This is a genomic window from Asaia siamensis, from assembly GCF_014635085.1.
Lineage (GTDB): Bacteria > Pseudomonadota > Alphaproteobacteria > Acetobacterales > Acetobacteraceae > Asaia > Asaia siamensis.
Window position 1 is genome coordinate 780,640 of sequence record NZ_BMCH01000001.1, and the last position, 16,855, is coordinate 797,494.

Sequence of the window (16,855 nt, forward strand, 5' to 3'; positions counted from 1 at the left end):
AAGGCGCGCGGTCGGGCGCTGCGTCAGCGCGCTTCCGCGTCGCGGTCTGGTTGCTTCCCATCGCTGCGAACCCAGTCGGACGGGACCCTCATGCGCAGCGCGCGGATATGGCGCGCATCGGCATCGGTTACACGAAAGACGAGACCGCTTTCATGGGTAAAGACCTCGCCCCTGATCGGAACATGCCCGGCCAGACGGAACACAAGCCCGCCCACAGTCTCGATTTCTGCTTCGCGCTCCGCTTCTGTCAGCACAGGCCCCATGAAGCCTTCAAGCTCATCGACCGGCAGACGGGCGTCGAGATCGAAGGAGCCATCAGCCCTTTCGGAAATCATGGCTGAAACCGGCTCGTCATGCTCATCGGAGATATCGCCGACGATGGTCTCGACCAGGTCCTCGATCGTCACCAGACCGTCGACACCGCCATATTCATCGATCACGAGCGCCAGATGGGTGCGACGCTGGCGCATCTGAAGCAGCAGATCCAGCACCGGTATCTGGGGGGCAACCATGAGCGGCTGCCTCAGAAGAGGCTCGATATCGAAGGCTTCCGACGTACCGATATAGGCGATCAGATCCTTGACGTGGATCATCCCGATGACGTTGTCGAGATGCTCGCGATAGACCGGCACGCGCGAGTGGTTTTCGCGGCGCATGAAATCGAGTGCCTCATCCAGGGTGATATCAGCTGACATCGACACGATATCGGCGCGCGGCACCATGACGTCATCGGCGGTTTTTTCCCGCAGATGCAGCACATTGGTGATCAGCGCGCGTTCCTGACGATCAAGTTCAGGGCGTGTTCCGGCCTCGGGGTGGGGTGTTGCTGCTTCTTCCACCAGGGCCGCGATGGAGAGCCTCAGGCCCTGCTCGCGTCCCTTGCGGTTGAAGATTCCGAACAGCCCCTTGTTGCGTCGCTGTTGATGCTCGTCGCTCTCGCTCATGCGACGCGCCTCCCGCCCAGCCGCCAGGGGTTCGGAATGCCGAGGCGCGAGAGAATGCGCGCTTCGGTCATTTCCATCAGCCGTGCCTCGTCGGGGCGGTGATGGTCATGACCGGCAAGGTGAAGCAGCCCATGCACGACCAGATGGGCAAAATGATGCGAAAACCGCTTGTTGCCCGCCTTGGCCTCACGATGAAGCGTCTCATAGGCAAGGGCGATATCGCCATCGCCGAACGCGCCATTCTCTTCAAAGGTGAGAACATTGGTCGGTTTGTTCTTGTCTCTGAAACTGGCGTTCAGTTCCTTGACCGCGCGATCGTCGGCCAGAAGAAAAGCCGGCACGCGATCCCGGTCGAGCCAGGGGCGGCTTGCCTCGATGCAGCGCATGACACGCTGTTCGAGACCGGGCACGGCAGCGCGCCAGCGACGATCCGTCACGATCAGGTCGAGGCGATTGCGAAGAGACGCCCTGTTTGTAGAGGACGTCTCTTCGGCGGATGGGGTAAGACTACTTCGAGGTTCCATTGTATTCCCGGCGCGACCTGCCTCGGGAATAATCCCGTGCCGCAGCCACTCGTTGATCATAAGCGTCCACGATGCGGGCCACCAGCGGGTGACGGACGACATCAGCAGACTCGAAACGCGTAATACCAATTCCCGGCAGGCCTTCAAGGGTCTCGACGGCTTCACGCAGGCCTGATGCGACGCCCGAAGGCAGATCGATCTGGCTGAGATCGCCCGTAATAACCATGCGGGCACCTTGTCCCATGCGGGTCAGGAACATTTTCATCTGGGCCGGTGTGGTGTTCTGGGCCTCGTCGAGAATGACGAAGGCATGCGCCAGCGTACGGCCGCGCATGAAGGCAAGCGGTGCTACCTCGATTTCGCCATTGGCCATACGCCTAGCAACCTGATCGCCAGGCAGCATGTCATTCAGCGCATCGTAGAGCGGGCGCAGATAGGGGTCGATTTTCTCACGCAGATCGCCGGGCAGAAAGCCCAGGCGTTCGCCTGCCTCGACCGCAGGGCGTGAGAGGATAATACGATCCACCTGGCCAGCCTGAAGCATGGCAACACCCTGCGCAACGGCCAGATAGGTCTTGCCCGTTCCGGCTGGGCCGATGCCGAAAGTCAGCTCCGTCTTGGCCAGCATTTCCATATAGGCAGCCTGCCCGCGTGAGCGTGGTGCAATCGCCCCGCGCTTTGTGCGTATGGCAGGCAGGTCCTGGAACGGTACGTGATTATCCGTATCCCTTCTGCCTGGCTCGGCCGGACGGGGCTGAGCCGCGCGCGGTTCAGGCTGTCGCGACGGGCGGGGCAGGGCAGAGAGGCGGATGACACTATCGACGACAGGGCCATCGATCTTGCCGCCATGTTCCAGCTGATTGTACAGCGCCGTGATGGCTGCCTGCGCGCGGGCTACAGAGGCGGCTTCACCCGTGATGGCAATCTTGTTGCCACGGCAGGTCAGGCGCACATCGAAACCCTGTTCGAGGCGGATCAGATGGCGGTCATGATCGCCCAGCAATTGCTGGAGAAGGATATTATCGCCAAAGCGCAGCGCTGAGGTGCGATGGCCCTGTTCCTGAGGGGGGATATCAGGCGGAAGCTGCCGCCTGGAGTTACGGTCATTGGTCCCGTGTCCGGGATGCGACTGGGGTGCCGTGGGGTGGCTCAAGCGCAGACTCTCTCCCGTAAGAGTGTACCAGCCAGCGAATTGGTAAGACGCTGGGTTATCACAACCGGCACTGTCTGACCGATGAGATCATCGGGACCATCGACATGGACCGGTTGCAGATAGGGTGAACGCCCGGAGATCTGGCCGGGTTTGCGGCCACGTCCGGTAAAGAGAACCGGCAGGGTACGACCAACCATATCGGCGTTGAACGCGTCCTGCTGCTCGCGCAGCAGCGCCTGCAGTCGCTGCAGGCGTGCGTCTTTCACCGCCTCATCGATCTGGAAGGGCTGACCTGCTGCCGGGGTTCCGGGGCGGGGCGAGTATTTGAACGAGAACGCCTGTGCGAAACCGGTATCGCGCACGAGCTGCATGGTCGCCTCGAAATCCTCATCCGTCTCGCCCGGATGACCGACAATGAAATCGGAAGAAAGGGCGAGGTCCGGGCAGGCTTCGCGCAGGCGGGCGATCAGGGCGCGATACTCGTCACCCGTATGGCCGCGATTCATGGCCTTGAGAATGCGATCCGAGCCTGACTGAACCGGCAGATGCAGAAAAGGCATCAGCGCAGGATTGTCGCGATGGGCGTCGATCAGCGTCTGGTCCATGTCGCGCGGGTGCGATGTCATGTAGCGGATGCGCTTGAGCCCGGGGAGGGCCGCGAGCGCTTCGGCGAGCTGAGGCAGATCGGCTGTACCGCCTTGTCCGTCATCGCCGTGATAGGCATTGACGTTCTGGCCGAGCAGGGTGATCTCGCGCACGCCGCTTTCCACCATGCGGCGTGCCTCGGCGATGACCGAGGGCAGCGAACGGCTGGTTTCAGCGCCGCGTGTGTAAGGCACGACGCAGAAGGAGCAGAACTTGTCGCAGCCTTCCTGAATCGTGAGGAACGCTGTCAGGTTTCCCTCGACCTGCGGAGCGGCTTCCTGTGGCAGGAAGTCGAACTTCATCTCGACAGGGAAATCGGTATCGATCACAGCGCCACCGGCACGCGCTGCACGCGCCACCATCTCGGGCAGGCGATGATAGGTCTGCGGACCGAGAACGATATCGACATAGGGGGCGCGGGCGAGAATCTCTTCGCCTTCTGCCTGAGCCACGCAGCCTGCCACTGCGATGATCGACCGGCTCAGACCGGAGGCCTCGCGTTCTTCGCTGATCTTCCGCAGACGACCCAGCTCCGAGAACACCTTCTCGGCGGCGCGCTCGCGGATATGACAGGTGTTGAGAATAACCATCTCGGCCTGTTCGGGCGTCGTGACAGCGCGATAGCCGAGTGGCGCCAGAACATCGGTCATGCGTGCGCTGTCATAGACATTCATCTGACAGCCCCAGGTGATGACATGCAGCCCGCGCGTATTGGCGTTCATGTCGTTCTGCACTGGAATCCTGCTGTCGTTGGAAGCCTCGACGGTCACGTGTCCTTACCTCTTGCCTGCTGGCGATGCTCTGTGGGTGGGATGTCCAGGGAAAATGCCTGAAAGTCAGGCCTCTTCCTGTCTGTTTGTCCCATATGCCCTTTTATGGATGTTCTGCCATGCGTTGTAGCCGAAAGACACGTTAAATGCATGGGTAATATTTGTGCCGTATGCGACCCTGCGTCCGAGCGGTGCAAGGTGCGCGTGCCGCTCAGAGCTCGATCGCCTCGGGCTGGTCGGGGTTGTGGTGCAGTTGGGCCACGCCGAGTGCCACGATCTCCTGCACCGCAGAAGAAAGCTCCTTGCGGCTCGGGTAATCTGCTGGATCGACCGGCGGATGAAGAATGACTGTTGCACCGAGCGAGCGCCATTGCGTGACCGACCAGATATGCGGTGCCAGTTCCATGTCACCGTACCACGCCAGGGCAGTGCGACGCGCCCGCCCGATAGGCAGGCCATCGAGACGATCATAGACGATGGAGACCGGCTGGATCAGCACCGAAGGGGGCGTCGGAAGGGTAGGGTCGACACGGCTCGGCTTGGCGATGGCGAAGAAGGACGACATGAAGGGCAGCACATGCGTGCCATCCGTCGAGGTGCCTTCCGGAAAGAGGATCAGATTATCGCCGTTATTCAGGCGATCAGTCATCGCCTGAAGTTCGCGCCCTGTATTGTTGCGCTGGCGGCTGACAAAGATCGTCCTGCCGAGACGCGCCAGCGTGCCGATGACCGGCCAGTCGGCAATCTGCTGTTTTGCAACGAAAACAGTGGGAAGGATGCCGCCCGCAACCGCGATATCGAGCCATGAGGAGTGATTAGCGACGAAAATGATCGGTCGCTCGCCGTTTCTGACAGCGAGACTGTCGCGTATCGTTCCGGCTGCCTCACCGACCACGCGAACACGCAGGCCAAGGATGCGGCAGATCGTTGCCCAGTAAAAACGAGCGAACACGATCTTGCTCGCACTTTTGCGTCGTAGCAGGGCGCGTTGCGGCACGCTTGCGACGATCGTCCACAGAATGGAGAGGCTCATGCGCCTGATCGCGCGCAGCCGACAAAGAAAGCGGTTCCCCAGAGCAGGCTCAAGCGGGGCGGTCCAGGGTTCGGGGCCGGAAGCGTCACTCGCGGGACGGCGGCGCGTAATCGCGTCAGTCATTGGGCCATACCTAACGCGAAATCATTCTTTCGGACAACCGCGATACAGCGATGATTTGATTAAGATTGAACGAAACTCTGCCATGCGCGGTTAATACAGGCAAAAGAGCCTTCCCCTGCCTTTTCTTGATGACGCAGCCATGACATGATCTCGACACGCTTTTCAGCCATCACTCGCAAGGACCGATCAAACAGCAGGAGTGCCTTTGCTGTCGTTTAGCCGTGTTTCGCCTTACCGTTTCTCTCTTTCTGCATGGAAGGAGCCGCGGTTGAAGGCGGTTCTTCTGACCCATGCCGCTCTTGCCTTGTGTCTCGCGAGTACACTGCCGGCTTTTTCCAGGGCCTGTGCCGCGCCCAGCCAGGATGGCAAGGCCGCCCACAAGGCAGCCGAGAAGGACGAGGCCTATCAGGTAGAGATCCTGCCATCGTCCGATCCGGATCTCGATCCGATGGTTCAGGCCTCCTCCACCCTGGCGTCATTGCAGAAGACGAAGGCGGTCGATCCCTATGCTCTCGCCGGGCGGATAAGGGGCGATTACGATCGTGTCCAGACGGCCCTCGAAAGTCGTGGCTTCTATGCTGGCAAGGTCATTATCACCGTGCGCCTGCCTGACGGGCGAGATATCGACGGTCGCGATCCCGCCCTGCCTGACCGGCTGGCTGCGCTGGAAAATACGCCTGCTGGCAGCAAGAAGCTTCGGATCACCATCAAGACAGTCACAGGGCCACAATTCCATATTGGCAAGGTCACGCTGGTTGCCGGTCCGCTGAGCGGCCAGTCAAACGAAACTGCGCCGGACAAGTCGGGCACGACATCAACCCCGTTCAACGGAAAAACCGGTGCGGCAAAGGCGACGCAGCCACTGCACCCGGTTGTGCTGGACGACGCAGCGCGCAAGGCCTTTGGCCTGCAGACAGGACAGAAGGCGATCGCAGCCGATGTGCTGGCGGCGCAGTCCGGCCTGCTTCACGCCTTGCTGGAAGAGGGCCATGCCCAGGCCAATGTCTCGACGCCAGTTGCCTATCTGCGACCTGCGACCCAGACGCTCGATCTCGAGTTCTCTGTGGGTGTCGGACCAGTTGTCGATATAGGGCCGATCAGCTTCACGGGGCTGGAACGCACGCGTGAGAAATTTCTGCGTCGTCGCCTGCTCATCCACGAAGGGCAGCTCTATCAGCCGAGCAAGATCGAGGACGCCCGTCAGGATCTTGCCAGTGTAGGGATCTTCTCATCCGTCGGGGTGCATGATGCGCCGCCGCTTGTGGCCCTGGCGCGCGGGCAGGCAACGCCGGGTGTGACGCAGGCCATGCCGCTGCGTTTCGCGCTTGCCGAGGGCAAGCGTCACACCGTTTCCGGACAGATCGGCTATTCGACCGATCTTGGCGGCCGCGTCGGTGCGAGCTGGACCCATCGCAATCTGCTTGGTGGGGCGGAGCAGCTAAAGCTGACGGCGCTCGTTACCGGGCTGGGTGGGTCTGCCCAGCAGGGGCTTGGTTACGATGTCTATGCTGATTTTCTGAAGCCGGATTTTCTGCGGCGTGACCAGAATCTGAGTCTGCGCGTCGAGGGTATCAGGCAGTTACTCTATTCCTATCACCAGACGGCCATTCTGGTGCGTGGCGGATTGATCAGGCGGCTCAACAAGCGCTGGAGCATCAATGGCAGTCTTCTGGCCGAGCAGGAAAACATCAAGCAATTCGGCGTTTCGACCGATTATCTGATCGTGCAGGCCCCTCTTGGGGCTGTTTATGACAGCACGGAATTGTCGAACCCGATCGATCCGGCGACGCATGGCATGCGGGCCACCGTGAACATCACCCCTTCGGAATCGCTCGAAAACGGCAGTGCCTTCTTCACTATCATGAGCGCCAGTGCTTCGACCTATTTCGATCTGCACCATATCGGGTTGAGTGCGCCGGGGCGCTCCGTCATTGCGGTGCGCGGGCTTGTTGGCTCGGTGCAGGGGGCGTCGACCTATCAGATACCACCCGATCAGAGACTTTACGCCGGTGGCCCCGCGACGGTCCGTGGTTTCCGATATCAGGGCGTGGGGCCGCAGAACGGCAAATATGGCATTGGCGGTACCTCGCTCGATGCCGGATCGGTGGAATTCCGTCAGCGTATCCTGAAAAGCTTTGGGGCCGCAGCATTCGTCGATGCCGGTCAGGTGGGTGTCGGCAGTCGGCCATTCCAGGGCAAGCTGCGCGTCGGTTATGGCGCGGGTGTGCGTTATTACACCCCTATCGGGCCGGTGCGTCTCGATGTCGCCCTTCCTGCCAACAGGCCGCCCCATGGCGATAAATGGGAGCTCTATATCGGTCTCGGGGAGACTTTCTGATGAACGCGCGCCCCGTAACCGATCCGTCCCGACGCGACCTGCCGCAGACGCCCGCGCCTGACCCCAAACCCCGCCTTGCGCGCTGGAAGCGTGTCGCCTTGTGGTGTGTGGCCCTGATTGTCGGGCTACCACTGGCGCTCGTGACGCTGGCGCTGGCTGGTATTCTGGTTTTCGCCAATATCCCATACGGCCAGCGTTTCATCGAACGAGAGACGGCGAGCCTGACAGGGGGCATGGTGCAGATGCAGGGGCTGGATGGGGCGTTTCCCTATCGGCTGCATCTGCGTCGGCTCACCATTCATGATCATATCGGGCCGTATCTGGCCATTGACGAGTTGCGCCTGAACTGGTCGCCGCTCGCGCTTTTGCATAAATCGGTCAAGGCGTCCCTGCTTCAGGCACAGGCCCTGCGCTTTGAGCGTCTGCCTGTCAGCGATCCAGCTGTACCAACGCCCCCTGCCACGCCGAGCACACCGTCAAGTCTGCATCTCGGGATCAACCTGAAGAAACTGGATGTTGCCCGTATCGATCTGGGCAAATCCCTCGTCGGGTTTCCGCTCAGTGCCTCGGCACAGGGGCATCTCGTTCTGGCCGATCTGGCGCCGATCCTCGATGGCCTGACACTGGGACATCTGCCCAAGGCCGATCTGGGTCTTACGATCACTCGTCTCGATCGCCCCGCCACAATCGCCGTCACCCTCGCGACACCACGCGACGCCATCAACCTGCATCTGACCGCTCACGACGGCGCGCAGGGGCTCGTGACGCAGTTTGCAGGCATGGAAACGTTCGATCCGCTGTCCTTGTCGCTTGATCTGTCGGGGCCGCTGCGTGCCAACCATCTCCTGCTCGATATGCAGGCGGGCGAGGTCAAGGCACACGCGCAGGGCACGCTCAATCTGCTGCAGCATCAGGGCAATCTGGGCCTCAAGGCCTCGACGCCCGCCATGTCGCCGCTCGCAGGTGTCGCCTGGAACGGGTTTTCGCTTTCTGCGGAACTCCATGGCGATCTGCTTGCCCCCTCAGGGAGTGGGGCTCTTGATCTCGACTCCCTTGCGGCCGCGGGCGCCGGGGTGACCCATCTCTCTGCCCGGTTCTCGGGGGATGAGGGCAAGGGCGCCCGCGCCGATAATCTGCTGCTTACCTTGCGCGCCGATGGGGTGCGCGTGCCGGGTGTACCAAGTGCGCTTCTGGCGTCGAGCCCGGTAGAAGCCCGGATCAAGGCACAGCCAAATGCCGAGGGGCAGCCTGTCACGCTCAGCGTCACGCATGAATTGTTCCAGCTCGGCGCCTCAGCACGGTTGAAGCCGGAAATAAGTGGCGCGCTCGACCTGGTGCTGCCCGATCTCAGACCACTGGCGGCCATCGGCAAGATCGCGCTTTCAGGCCACAACGTCACGCATGCCGATTTCACCTATCGACCCAAGGGAGACACGCGCCTTACGCTGCGCGATCGCCTGTCGATAACCGGCGGGCTGAAGCAGGCGGTTTCCCTTATCGGTGACGATGCCACGATTGCGCTCGATGTCACGGCATCTCCCGAACGCGAAGATGGGCGTGTCGTGCGCATCGGCGATTTGACCATAGACGGCCGGGCCTTGCATCTGCATGACGAGGCCTCTGTCTCGCTGGGAAAAACGCCATCTCTTGAAAGCGACCTCGTTCTGGCGCTGCCTGATCTCAAGGCTGCCGCCCCTCAGCTGCACGGTCATCTCGACTTGTCGGCTCATGCCGAGGGGCCCTTTCAGGATCTCGCGGCAAAGACGCAGATCAAGGGAGAGATCGGCGCGAGTGAGGTGCCTGCCGGGCCGCTCACTCTCGATCTGAACCTGCTGCACCTGCCTGCGACGCCTGAAGGGTCGTTGCGCGCCGATGGAAAGCTCGACGGGCGCAAGCTCGCGCTCGACGCGAGTTTTGCGCGTCACGCCGATAGTTCGGCCGAGCTTGTTCTGAATGCCCTCGACTGGGCAAGCCTGACCGGAAAGGCCCATCTCGTCTTGCCGCCCTCTGCCAAGGTGCCTCTGGGCACCATGGCGATTACGGCAGGTAACCTGAACGATTTCAGTGCTCTTGCAGGGCATCGCCTTGGCGGGAAACTTGTGCTGGACGTGCATACGAGCGAGGCGTCAGAGACCGTCCCCCCTGTTGTCAGCCTGTCGGTCAAGGGCGGCGTCAGCACGCCGGAGGCCCGTCTCGGGGCACTCGATCTGTCAGGCACGGTCAATAATCCGCTCGACAAGCCAGATCTCAATCTCAGGCTCGTGCTGAGCGGCATAGACGCTCAGAACATCAAGGGTGCCGCAAAGCTTGCCGCTCAGGGACCGCTTGATGCGTTGTCTCTCTCGCTCAACGGGGCTTTCCAGAATGTCATGGCGGCCCCGGCCTCGATCGACACGGCGCTGTTGCTCGATCTGAGTGGCAAAAGCGTCCGGCTCAATCGCTTCAGTGCTCTCGTCAAGGGCGAGACCATACGTCTGTCCGGTGCGAGCAAGATCGATTTCGGCGAGGTAACGGGCGTCGATCGACTGCAACTCGCAGTGGCTCCTCAGGGTGTGTCTCCTGCAACGCTCGACCTGGCCGGAACAATCAAGCCCAGGCTCAACCTGCATCTGCGTGTGGCGCAGGTGACACCCGCGCTGGCACGGCCATTCGTTTCGGGTTTCGATGCCAGTGGTGTGCTTTCCGCTCAGGCCGATCTGACGGGAGAGATTGCGCGACCGACTGGATCGGTTGCGGTCAATCTGCATGGATTCAAGCTACGGAACGGACCAGGTGAGTCACTGCCGCCGCTCTCGCTTCAGGCCAATGCGCTTCTGGCGGGGCAGTCAGCACAATTGACCGCGCAGGCCGACGCAGGAAGCAAGATTACCCTGCGTGCCAATGGCGCTGTTCCGCTTTCTGCGACTGGATCGCTTGGGCTGCACGTCAATGGTGCGCTCGATCTCTCGGTCGCCAATGCGGTTCTCGGTGCTCAGGGAATGGCATTGAGAGGCAAGACAGCTATCGATCTGGCTCTGAACGGCGTGGCAACGGCGCCCAAGGCGACCGGACGCGTCACGCTTGAGGCGATCAATTTCGCGCATTACGGCCAAGGGGTGAGGCTGACCGATATCAATGGCGTCATTCTCGCCAATGATGACAGTCTGACCCTGCAGAATGTGCAGGCCCATGCGGGCAAGGGCGTGATCGGGCTGAATGGTTCGGTCGGGTTTCTGCGTCCCGGCCTGCCGCTGGACATCAGGATCGTTGCCCGCAAGGCACAGCCGATTACGAGCGATCTGCTGACCGCGGTGATCGATACCGATTTGCGCGCGCATGGCCAGTTGTCCACGCGTCTTGATGTCGATGGCACGATCCGTCTGCCGTCGGTCGTGGTCAATATTCCGAGCTCCATGCCGGCTTCGGTGCCACAACTGACCGTCATCAGACCGGGCCAGAAACGGGAGAGCAGCACCAGTGCGCTCGTGATCGGGCTCGATATCGGGGTGCTCTCGCCCGGCGAATTCTTCGTGCGCGGCCACGGTCTGGATGCTGAAATGTCCGGCAAGCTGCATATTGGTGGGCTCAGCACAGCTCCGGATATTTCGGGCGGTTTCGATCTCAAGCGCGGCTTCTTCAACCTCGCCGGGGTGAATCTCAACTTCACAAAGGGGCGTGTTGCCTTTGACGGATCTGGGGTGGATCACAAGCTCGATCCGTCGCTCGATTTCCGCGCAGACCGCAACGTGCAGGGCACACTCGCAAGCCTCGTTGTGGGGGGCTATGCCAGTTCTCCGAAGATCGATTTCACATCGCAGCCGTCGCTACCGCGCGATCAGGTTCTGTCCATGCTGCTTTTTGGCAGCTCGACCGCGTCACTCTCACCGACACAGCTTGCGAGCCTCGCTGCGGCTGTTGCCCAGATTACGGGTGGGTCGAGCTTCGATCCTCTCAACAAGGTGCGCGGTCTGCTCGGGCTCGATCGCCTTGCTGTCGGCGGCGGGAGCGGCGTCAATAATGGCGGCGCGAGCCTTGAAGCTGGCAAATACGTGATGAAGGGCGTCTATGTTGGCGCCAAACAGGCAACAGGCGGATCGGGTACACAGGCTCAGGTGCAGGTCGATCTCACCAAGCGCCTCAAGCTCAATACGACCGTTGGCACGGGCGGGCAGGTGACCGGGTTCACCACGCCGGAAAACGATCCGGGGTCGAGTGTCGGCCTCAGCTACGGCTTCGATTACTAGGAGCAGAACAGGGAGGGGGCACCAGGCCTCCTTCCACCTTCAGCGCTCCGAGGGCGGGACTGTCAGAGCGTCACAGTTTCCGGAACGTACTGCCAGTCTGCCTTGTCTCGTGTCTGCAGGATGATCCGGGCATTGGGAGCATCCGTAACGGCAATCCAGTGGCGGGCCTCTTCCGGCGTGCGACCGAAATGCACATGGCGCGCTTCAAGCCACTGATTGCGGAGCGCTTCATCTGTTGCGACAAACCAGCTTTCATCGAGATAGCGGCGCACATCTGACCACGGGCCGTCACAGAGCAGGTAATTACCTTCGACGATGATCAGCTTGCGATCGGGCAATACCGGTATGGCCCCTGCGATGGGCTCTTCGATCTCGCGGGCGAAGAGGGGGGCATAAACGATATCGGATTGCTGATGACGGATACGGTCGAGCAGCGAGGTGAAGCCCGCCGTATCGAATGTGTCCGGAGCCCCCTTGCGTCCAGCGCGGTCGAGACGCTTCAGCTCGCAATTGGCCAGATGAAAGCCGTCCATCGGCACGACAATGGCGTGTTCGGCATAATCTGCGGCAAGGCGAGCCGCGAGTGTCGATTTGCCTCCGCCTGGCGCGCCGACGAGACCGAGAATGACCCGGCCGGGGCGGGAGAGAAGCGCGTCGAGCCGCTGTCTTGCAGTCTGATAGCTGGACGTCATGATTTCTTTCGTTCCGATTCGTCGTGAAGAAGGGCGCGCACGGAAGAGACGACGTCGCTCCAGTCCCAGGCGCGTGTCTGACGCAGAATGCGCAGCGACGGATACCACGGGCTGTCGGTGCGATCCGTCATCCAGCGCCAACAGGGATTGACCCTGTCCATCAGCAGGACAGGCTTGTTCATGGCGCCTGCGAGATGAACCACCGAGGTATCGACCGAAACGACAATATCCAGATTATCGATCAGGGCCGCTGTATCGTCCATCGTCAGGCATTCGGGCATCAGATCAATGATCGGGGTTTTGCTCTCGTCAAGCTGACCGGTAGCAGTCCCTTTCTGCAGACTGTAGAAACTCGTTTTCGGCAGATCGAACAGGGGGCGCAATGTCTCGAGTGTCATGGACCGGCGTTGATCGAGCATGAAAGGCTCGGTCTGGTCACGCCTTGGCGCACCCGACCAGACCAGCCCGACCTTCAGGTTATGGTCGTCCCGCAAGCGTGCCGCAAAATGCGCCGATTTGACCAGGTCGGCCGCGATATAGGGCGGGTTGACACCAAAAGGATTCGGCGATGCCGCGAAGGCTCTCGGCAGGCTTATGAAGGGGCAGTGATAGTCATAATAGGGCGTCGTGCCACCGCTTTGCACAGTATCGACGCCCTCAACCCGTGCGCAGAGATCGCTCATGATGTCAGCGCCCCAGACACGGATAATGGCCCCTCTCTGCGCCAGAAGGGGCAGATACCGGAGATACATGAAGGTATCGCCGTAGCCTTCCTCCTGCGTCACCAGAACATGTTTGCCGCGGAGATCGAGTTTCTCGGTGATGTTGGGCAGGAGCTGGGCCATGGGCAGGCTGGTATGGCCGGGCAGACGAAAGCGCCACTCATGCTCGGACCAGCCCTGCTGGAAATACCCCGCCTTGAGCAGGGCGATGGAATAGTTGAGGCGCATCTGCGGATGGTCAGGCTTGATCTGGATCGCCTGACGATAAAGATTGATCGCCTCATGAACGTCGCCGCTGGCGGCCGTAATATAGGCGATATTCGACAGAGCGCTTGGATCCCTGGGGTCGAGTGCCTGCATGCGCTTCAATACGGCACAGGCATCGGCAAAACGGCCAGCCTGGGTGAGCGTGCAGGAAAGCGTGCTCAGGGCGGGAAGATGGCCGGGTCGTCTCTGCAGGGCATCATTGAGGCGCGATTCGGCCTCATCGAGAAAGCCCAGCTGCATGAGGAGTGTTGCGCCAAGCTCAAGCAGGCGACAATCCTGCGGTGCAGCCTGGGCGAGACGATCGGTCAGATCGAGCAGTTCAGCCCGGCGATCATGAGATTCCGCGACAGGAAGCAGCGTTTCGAGAGGGTGCGGACCGATACCGGAGACCACTGCAAGGGTTCGGGCCATTTCGAGGCATTTTTCCAGATCACCGGAAAGAAAGGCCTCGCTCAGCCTGGCCTGCATCGTCTGCTCCCGCATGCCCATGGCGCTCAGCTCGTGGGCACCAGCTCGTGAACGACGTTGAGAATGGCATCGAGCTGATAGGGTTTTGTCATAACCCTGTCGATCGGGGAGGCACCATCAAGATTCATGCCGTGGCCAGTGGTATAGATGATCGGCAGATCGGGGCGGATCTGCCGACTTTCTTGGCCAAGCTCGGCGCCGCTTCCATCAGGGAGGGAGATATCCATGATGAGAAGATCGAGCGCCCGGTCACTATGCAGGAAACCGCGCGCCGTCGCACAATTCTCCGCCTCGAGCACCGACACATCGCTGTCTTCAAGGAATTCGATCAGACAGGTTCTGATCAGAAAATCGTCCTCGACGACGAGGACGGTAGGCGGGGTGGACATAAGCGCGGATCTCGGTCGGTTCAGGAAGACCAGTTCTGCTCGAAATCGGCATAGAGCGTGAGCCCGCCATCAACGAACAGGGTCTGCCCGGTAATATAACTCGATTCTTCCGAAGCGAGAAAGGCCATTGCGTCGGAGATTTCACGGCACTCACCCGGGCGGCGCATTGGAATATGCTTTGCCGTTGCCTCGTATTTCTCCGGGTCCTTGGTCCAGGCGTCGTTGATGGGGGTCACGATGGCACCGGGAGCGACCGCGTTCACGCGAATACCGTAGCGGGCATATTCCAGCGCGAGGGTGCGCACGATGTTGCCAACGGCACCCTTGCTGGCGGAATAGCCAAGATAATGAGGCTTGGGCACCTGCTGGTGGACCGAGCTGTTGACGAGGATATTGCCCTTCTGGTCGTTTGCCCGCCAGTATTTGAGGGCTGCCCGCGCGCAAAGCACAACGCCCGTGACATTCACGGCCATGACGGCGTTGAAATCCTTAAGGGAAATATCTTCCGACGGACATTCGATCTGCATGCCTGCATTGCAGATGAGAACGTCGAGACCACCGAAGCCCTCGATCGTCTCTCTCACGACGCGATCGACATCTTCTTCCACGGCCATGTCACCCGCGACAATGAGATGTTCGCCGGAGACGGGTTTGGAAAGACGGTCGAGAAGGGGGCGGAGTTTTTCGGCCTTGCGCGCGTTGATGGCGACCTGTGCGCCTTCACGGGCGAAATGCAGGGCTGCATCCTCGCCGATGCCCTGAGAGGCTCCGGTGATGAGGATTTTCTTGTTCGCGAACCGTTTGGTCGTGTGCTCCGTCACGCGGCGCTCTCCTTTTCCGTGGGAAAGGACAGCCCTTAAAGGGCTGTCGCATCAGATCGGAGGATGAAACGCCGGTGAACGGAAAAGGATGCCTGACGGATCAGGCTGCCTTCATGGTCTCGGTCAGAGCCTGCAGGACAGCGGTCGGGTCCTTGTTTTCAAGAACGGCAACTTCGCTGACAAAACGCTCCTGCGCTGCTTCGAAGAGCTTGCGCTCACTGAAGCTGCCGTCGAGGCTGTCGACATTGCGGCGCAGGTCTCGCAGCACTTCGGCAATCTGGATCAGGTCGCCGGAATTGATCTTTTCCTGATAGGCGACGGCGCGGCGTGCCCACATGCCCTTGCTGACATGGGGCTTGCCCTTGATGATCGACATCGCCTTTTCGACGATATCGCGCGTCACGATCTTACGCAGGCCGGATTTGCGGGCCTTCGAAAGCGGAATACGCAGAGTCATCTGGTTGCCGGGGAAGGAGATCTGGATGATCTCCAGCTTGGTTCCGGCAATCTCGTCTACACCGATGCGGTCGACGCGGCCCACACCATGTGCGGCATAGACGATGGAATCCCCTTCCTGAAACGGATCATCATCTCCGCCATGAGAGTCAGCCTGAGTTGCGGTCAGCGCAGCGGCGCTACGCGCCATCGCGTCTGTCATGCCTCCCTTGGGAGGGGTTTTGAACGTGCTCATGGCGACAGCTTATATCAGAAATTCCACAGCTTGTCTTGTGGTCTCGTCAGGGCTGAACACCGCCCTGCGGCGGAATGGGGCCGCCAACGGCTTCACCGATCGGCTGCAGCAGGTCGATCTCGATGGTGCGGGCCATGGTCAGCATGGGCAGGGCATGTCTGCTGGGCACGAAAGGCTCCTGCAGATCGCGACCGCTCTTGTCGAGCGCCTGGAACAGAAAGCCGACAAGGCTCGACCCGAGCGGGGTGATCCAGCCAAGTGTCTGCACGGCCGAAAACGGCAGAACGATGCAAAAAACATGCACGACCAGCAGGGGTAGCACCGAGTATTGCACAGGCAGGGGGGTGTTCTTGATGCGCTCGAGGCCGCCCTGCGCATTGGCCAGATCCGAGAGAATGCGATCGATTGTGCCATGAACGGCGCCATCGATTTTCTTGCGCTCGACTTCCTCTGCGACGCAAAGGCCGATTTCGTAGAGCAGCGCGTTGGGCTTGTTGGTGCGCGCCATGATCCGCTCATACATTTCCGGCGCGAGCAGGCGCTTTGCATCGGGGCCCTGCTCGGTGTTCGAGAGCGCTGTGCGCAGCAGATAGGGATAAGCCGCCATGGCCTTTGCCAGGTCGGGGCGACCGCCCAGCAGCGTTGCGGCCTCACGAGCGAAGGAGCGGGAGTTGTTCGTGATCAGGCCCCAGAGCGAGCGTCCTTCCCACCAGCGTGCATAGGCGGCATTGTTACGCACGCCCAGAAACAGGGCGAGGGCCGAGCCCATGAGCGAGATCGGCAAGGCAGGCTGTTCCATCCATTCCTGATGGAACACCTGATAGAGAATAACGACAACGAGGTCCCACAGAGCGAGAATACCAAGGGGCAGGGCAGTCTCGCGAAGGAGAATCCACAGGCCGTAAGTCTTGTCGACGATCAAGGTTTGTCGGTCCTCAGTCTACATGTTGGCAATAGGCGGCATCTTATCGAAGACGCTGTGCATAAAACTCGTTAAAACTGTCGCTGTTTTGTGACGTATCGTGAATCATCTTCTTTCACTGGAGTTTCCG

General features: G+C 60.8%; 13 protein-coding genes. 2 read left to right on the plus strand and 11 right to left on the minus strand.

The features are described from left to right. Positions 1-23: 23 nt before the first annotated feature. The 5 genes from IEV53_RS03355 to IEV53_RS03375 form a co-directional block, all read right to left on the minus strand. On the minus strand, positions 24-944 hold the full coding sequence (locus tag IEV53_RS03355; RefSeq protein ID WP_188425317.1) for a hemolysin family protein: 921 nt from the start codon (positions 942-944) through the stop codon (positions 24-26). Next, the gene (gene ybeY, locus IEV53_RS03360; protein WP_188425318.1) at positions 941-1,468 is read right to left on the minus strand and encodes an rRNA maturation RNase YbeY; all 528 of its coding nucleotides are present in this window, start codon (positions 1,466-1,468) and stop codon (positions 941-943) included. Before ybeY ends, IEV53_RS03355 begins: the two co-directional genes overlap by 4 nt. Further along, entirely contained in the window at positions 1,452-2,540 is a 1,089-nt protein-coding gene (locus IEV53_RS03365; RefSeq protein WP_188425434.1) for a PhoH family protein, read from the minus strand. Before IEV53_RS03365 ends, ybeY begins: the two co-directional genes overlap by 17 nt. Positions 2,541-2,617: 77 nt before the next feature. Then, positions 2,618-3,988 carry a tRNA (N6-isopentenyl adenosine(37)-C2)-methylthiotransferase MiaB gene (gene miaB, locus IEV53_RS03370; RefSeq protein WP_188425435.1) on the minus strand — a complete coding sequence of 457 codons (1,371 nt, stop codon included), beginning with the start codon at positions 3,986-3,988 and terminating at the stop codon, positions 2,618-2,620. A gap of 259 nt (positions 3,989-4,247) precedes the next feature. Continuing rightward, entirely contained in the window at positions 4,248-5,192 is a 945-nt protein-coding gene (locus tag IEV53_RS03375) for a lysophospholipid acyltransferase family protein (protein ID WP_188425319.1), read from the minus strand. A 322-nt stretch (positions 5,193-5,514) separates the two neighbouring features. Here IEV53_RS03375 and IEV53_RS03380 point away from each other — a divergent pair, with 322 nt between their 5' ends. After that, positions 5,515-7,530, plus strand: a complete 2,016-nt coding sequence (locus IEV53_RS03380; protein ID WP_371869824.1) for an autotransporter assembly complex protein TamA — start codon at positions 5,515-5,517, stop codon at positions 7,528-7,530. Continuing rightward, on the plus strand, positions 7,530-11,753 hold the full coding sequence (locus IEV53_RS03385; protein ID WP_188425320.1) for a translocation/assembly module TamB domain-containing protein: 4,224 nt from the start codon (positions 7,530-7,532) through the stop codon (positions 11,751-11,753). The genes IEV53_RS03380 and IEV53_RS03385 overlap by 1 nt, the downstream gene beginning before the upstream one ends. Before the next feature lie 62 nt (positions 11,754-11,815). Here the strand turns inward: IEV53_RS03385 and IEV53_RS03390 are convergent, their stop codons facing one another. The 6 genes from IEV53_RS03390 to IEV53_RS03415 all read right to left on the minus strand — a co-directional run bounded on the left by IEV53_RS03390 (position 11,816) and on the right by IEV53_RS03415 (position 16,725). Further along, on the minus strand, positions 11,816-12,445 hold the full coding sequence (locus tag IEV53_RS03390; protein ID WP_188425321.1) for a nucleoside/nucleotide kinase family protein: 630 nt from the start codon (positions 12,443-12,445) through the stop codon (positions 11,816-11,818). Beyond that, positions 12,442-13,902, minus strand: a complete 1,461-nt coding sequence (locus IEV53_RS03395) for a tetratricopeptide repeat protein (protein ID WP_188425322.1) — start codon at positions 13,900-13,902, stop codon at positions 12,442-12,444. Before IEV53_RS03395 ends, IEV53_RS03390 begins: the two co-directional genes overlap by 4 nt. Positions 13,903-13,928: 26 nt before the next feature. After that, positions 13,929-14,291, minus strand: coding sequence for a response regulator (locus IEV53_RS03400; RefSeq protein ID WP_188425323.1), 363 nt, complete (start codon positions 14,289-14,291; stop codon positions 13,929-13,931). A 20-nt stretch (positions 14,292-14,311) separates the two neighbouring features. Further along, entirely contained in the window at positions 14,312-15,112 is an 801-nt protein-coding gene (locus IEV53_RS03405; protein WP_188425324.1) for a glucose 1-dehydrogenase, read from the minus strand. A gap of 100 nt (positions 15,113-15,212) precedes the next feature. Beyond that, positions 15,213-15,803 (minus strand): CarD family transcriptional regulator, encoded by a 591-nt coding sequence (locus IEV53_RS03410; RefSeq protein ID WP_188425325.1) that lies wholly within the window; start codon positions 15,801-15,803, stop codon positions 15,213-15,215. 46 nt (positions 15,804-15,849) lie between these two features. After that, on the minus strand, positions 15,850-16,725 hold the full coding sequence (locus tag IEV53_RS03415) for a bestrophin family protein (RefSeq protein ID WP_188425326.1): 876 nt from the start codon (positions 16,723-16,725) through the stop codon (positions 15,850-15,852). Positions 16,726-16,855 lie beyond the last annotated feature (130 nt).

What these genes read in the sequence shown, in the direction of transcription:
- IEV53_RS03355 (WP_188425317.1), bottom strand. Translation starts at nt 944, where the DNA reads ATGAGCGAGAGCGACGAGCATCAACAGCGACGCAACAAGGGGCTGTTC.
- ybeY (WP_188425318.1), bottom strand. Translation starts at nt 1,468, where the DNA reads ATGGAACCTCGAAGTAGTCTTACCCCATCCGCCGAAGAGACGTCCTCT.
- miaB (WP_188425435.1), bottom strand. Translation starts at nt 3,988, where the DNA reads ATGAACGCCAATACGCGCGGGCTGCATGTCATCACCTGGGGCTGTCAG.
- IEV53_RS03375 (WP_188425319.1), bottom strand. Translation starts at nt 5,192, where the DNA reads ATGACTGACGCGATTACGCGCCGCCGTCCCGCGAGTGACGCTTCCGGC.
- IEV53_RS03385 (WP_188425320.1), top strand. Translation starts at nt 7,530, where the DNA reads ATGAACGCGCGCCCCGTAACCGATCCGTCCCGACGCGACCTGCCGCAG.
- IEV53_RS03390 (WP_188425321.1), bottom strand. Translation starts at nt 12,445, where the DNA reads ATGACGTCCAGCTATCAGACTGCAAGACAGCGGCTCGACGCGCTTCTC.
- IEV53_RS03395 (WP_188425322.1), bottom strand. Translation starts at nt 13,902, where the DNA reads ATGCAGGCCAGGCTGAGCGAGGCCTTTCTTTCCGGTGATCTGGAAAAA.
- IEV53_RS03400 (WP_188425323.1), bottom strand. Translation starts at nt 14,291, where the DNA reads ATGTCCACCCCGCCTACCGTCCTCGTCGTCGAGGACGATTTTCTGATC.
- IEV53_RS03410 (WP_188425325.1), bottom strand. Translation starts at nt 15,803, where the DNA reads ATGAGCACGTTCAAAACCCCTCCCAAGGGAGGCATGACAGACGCGATG.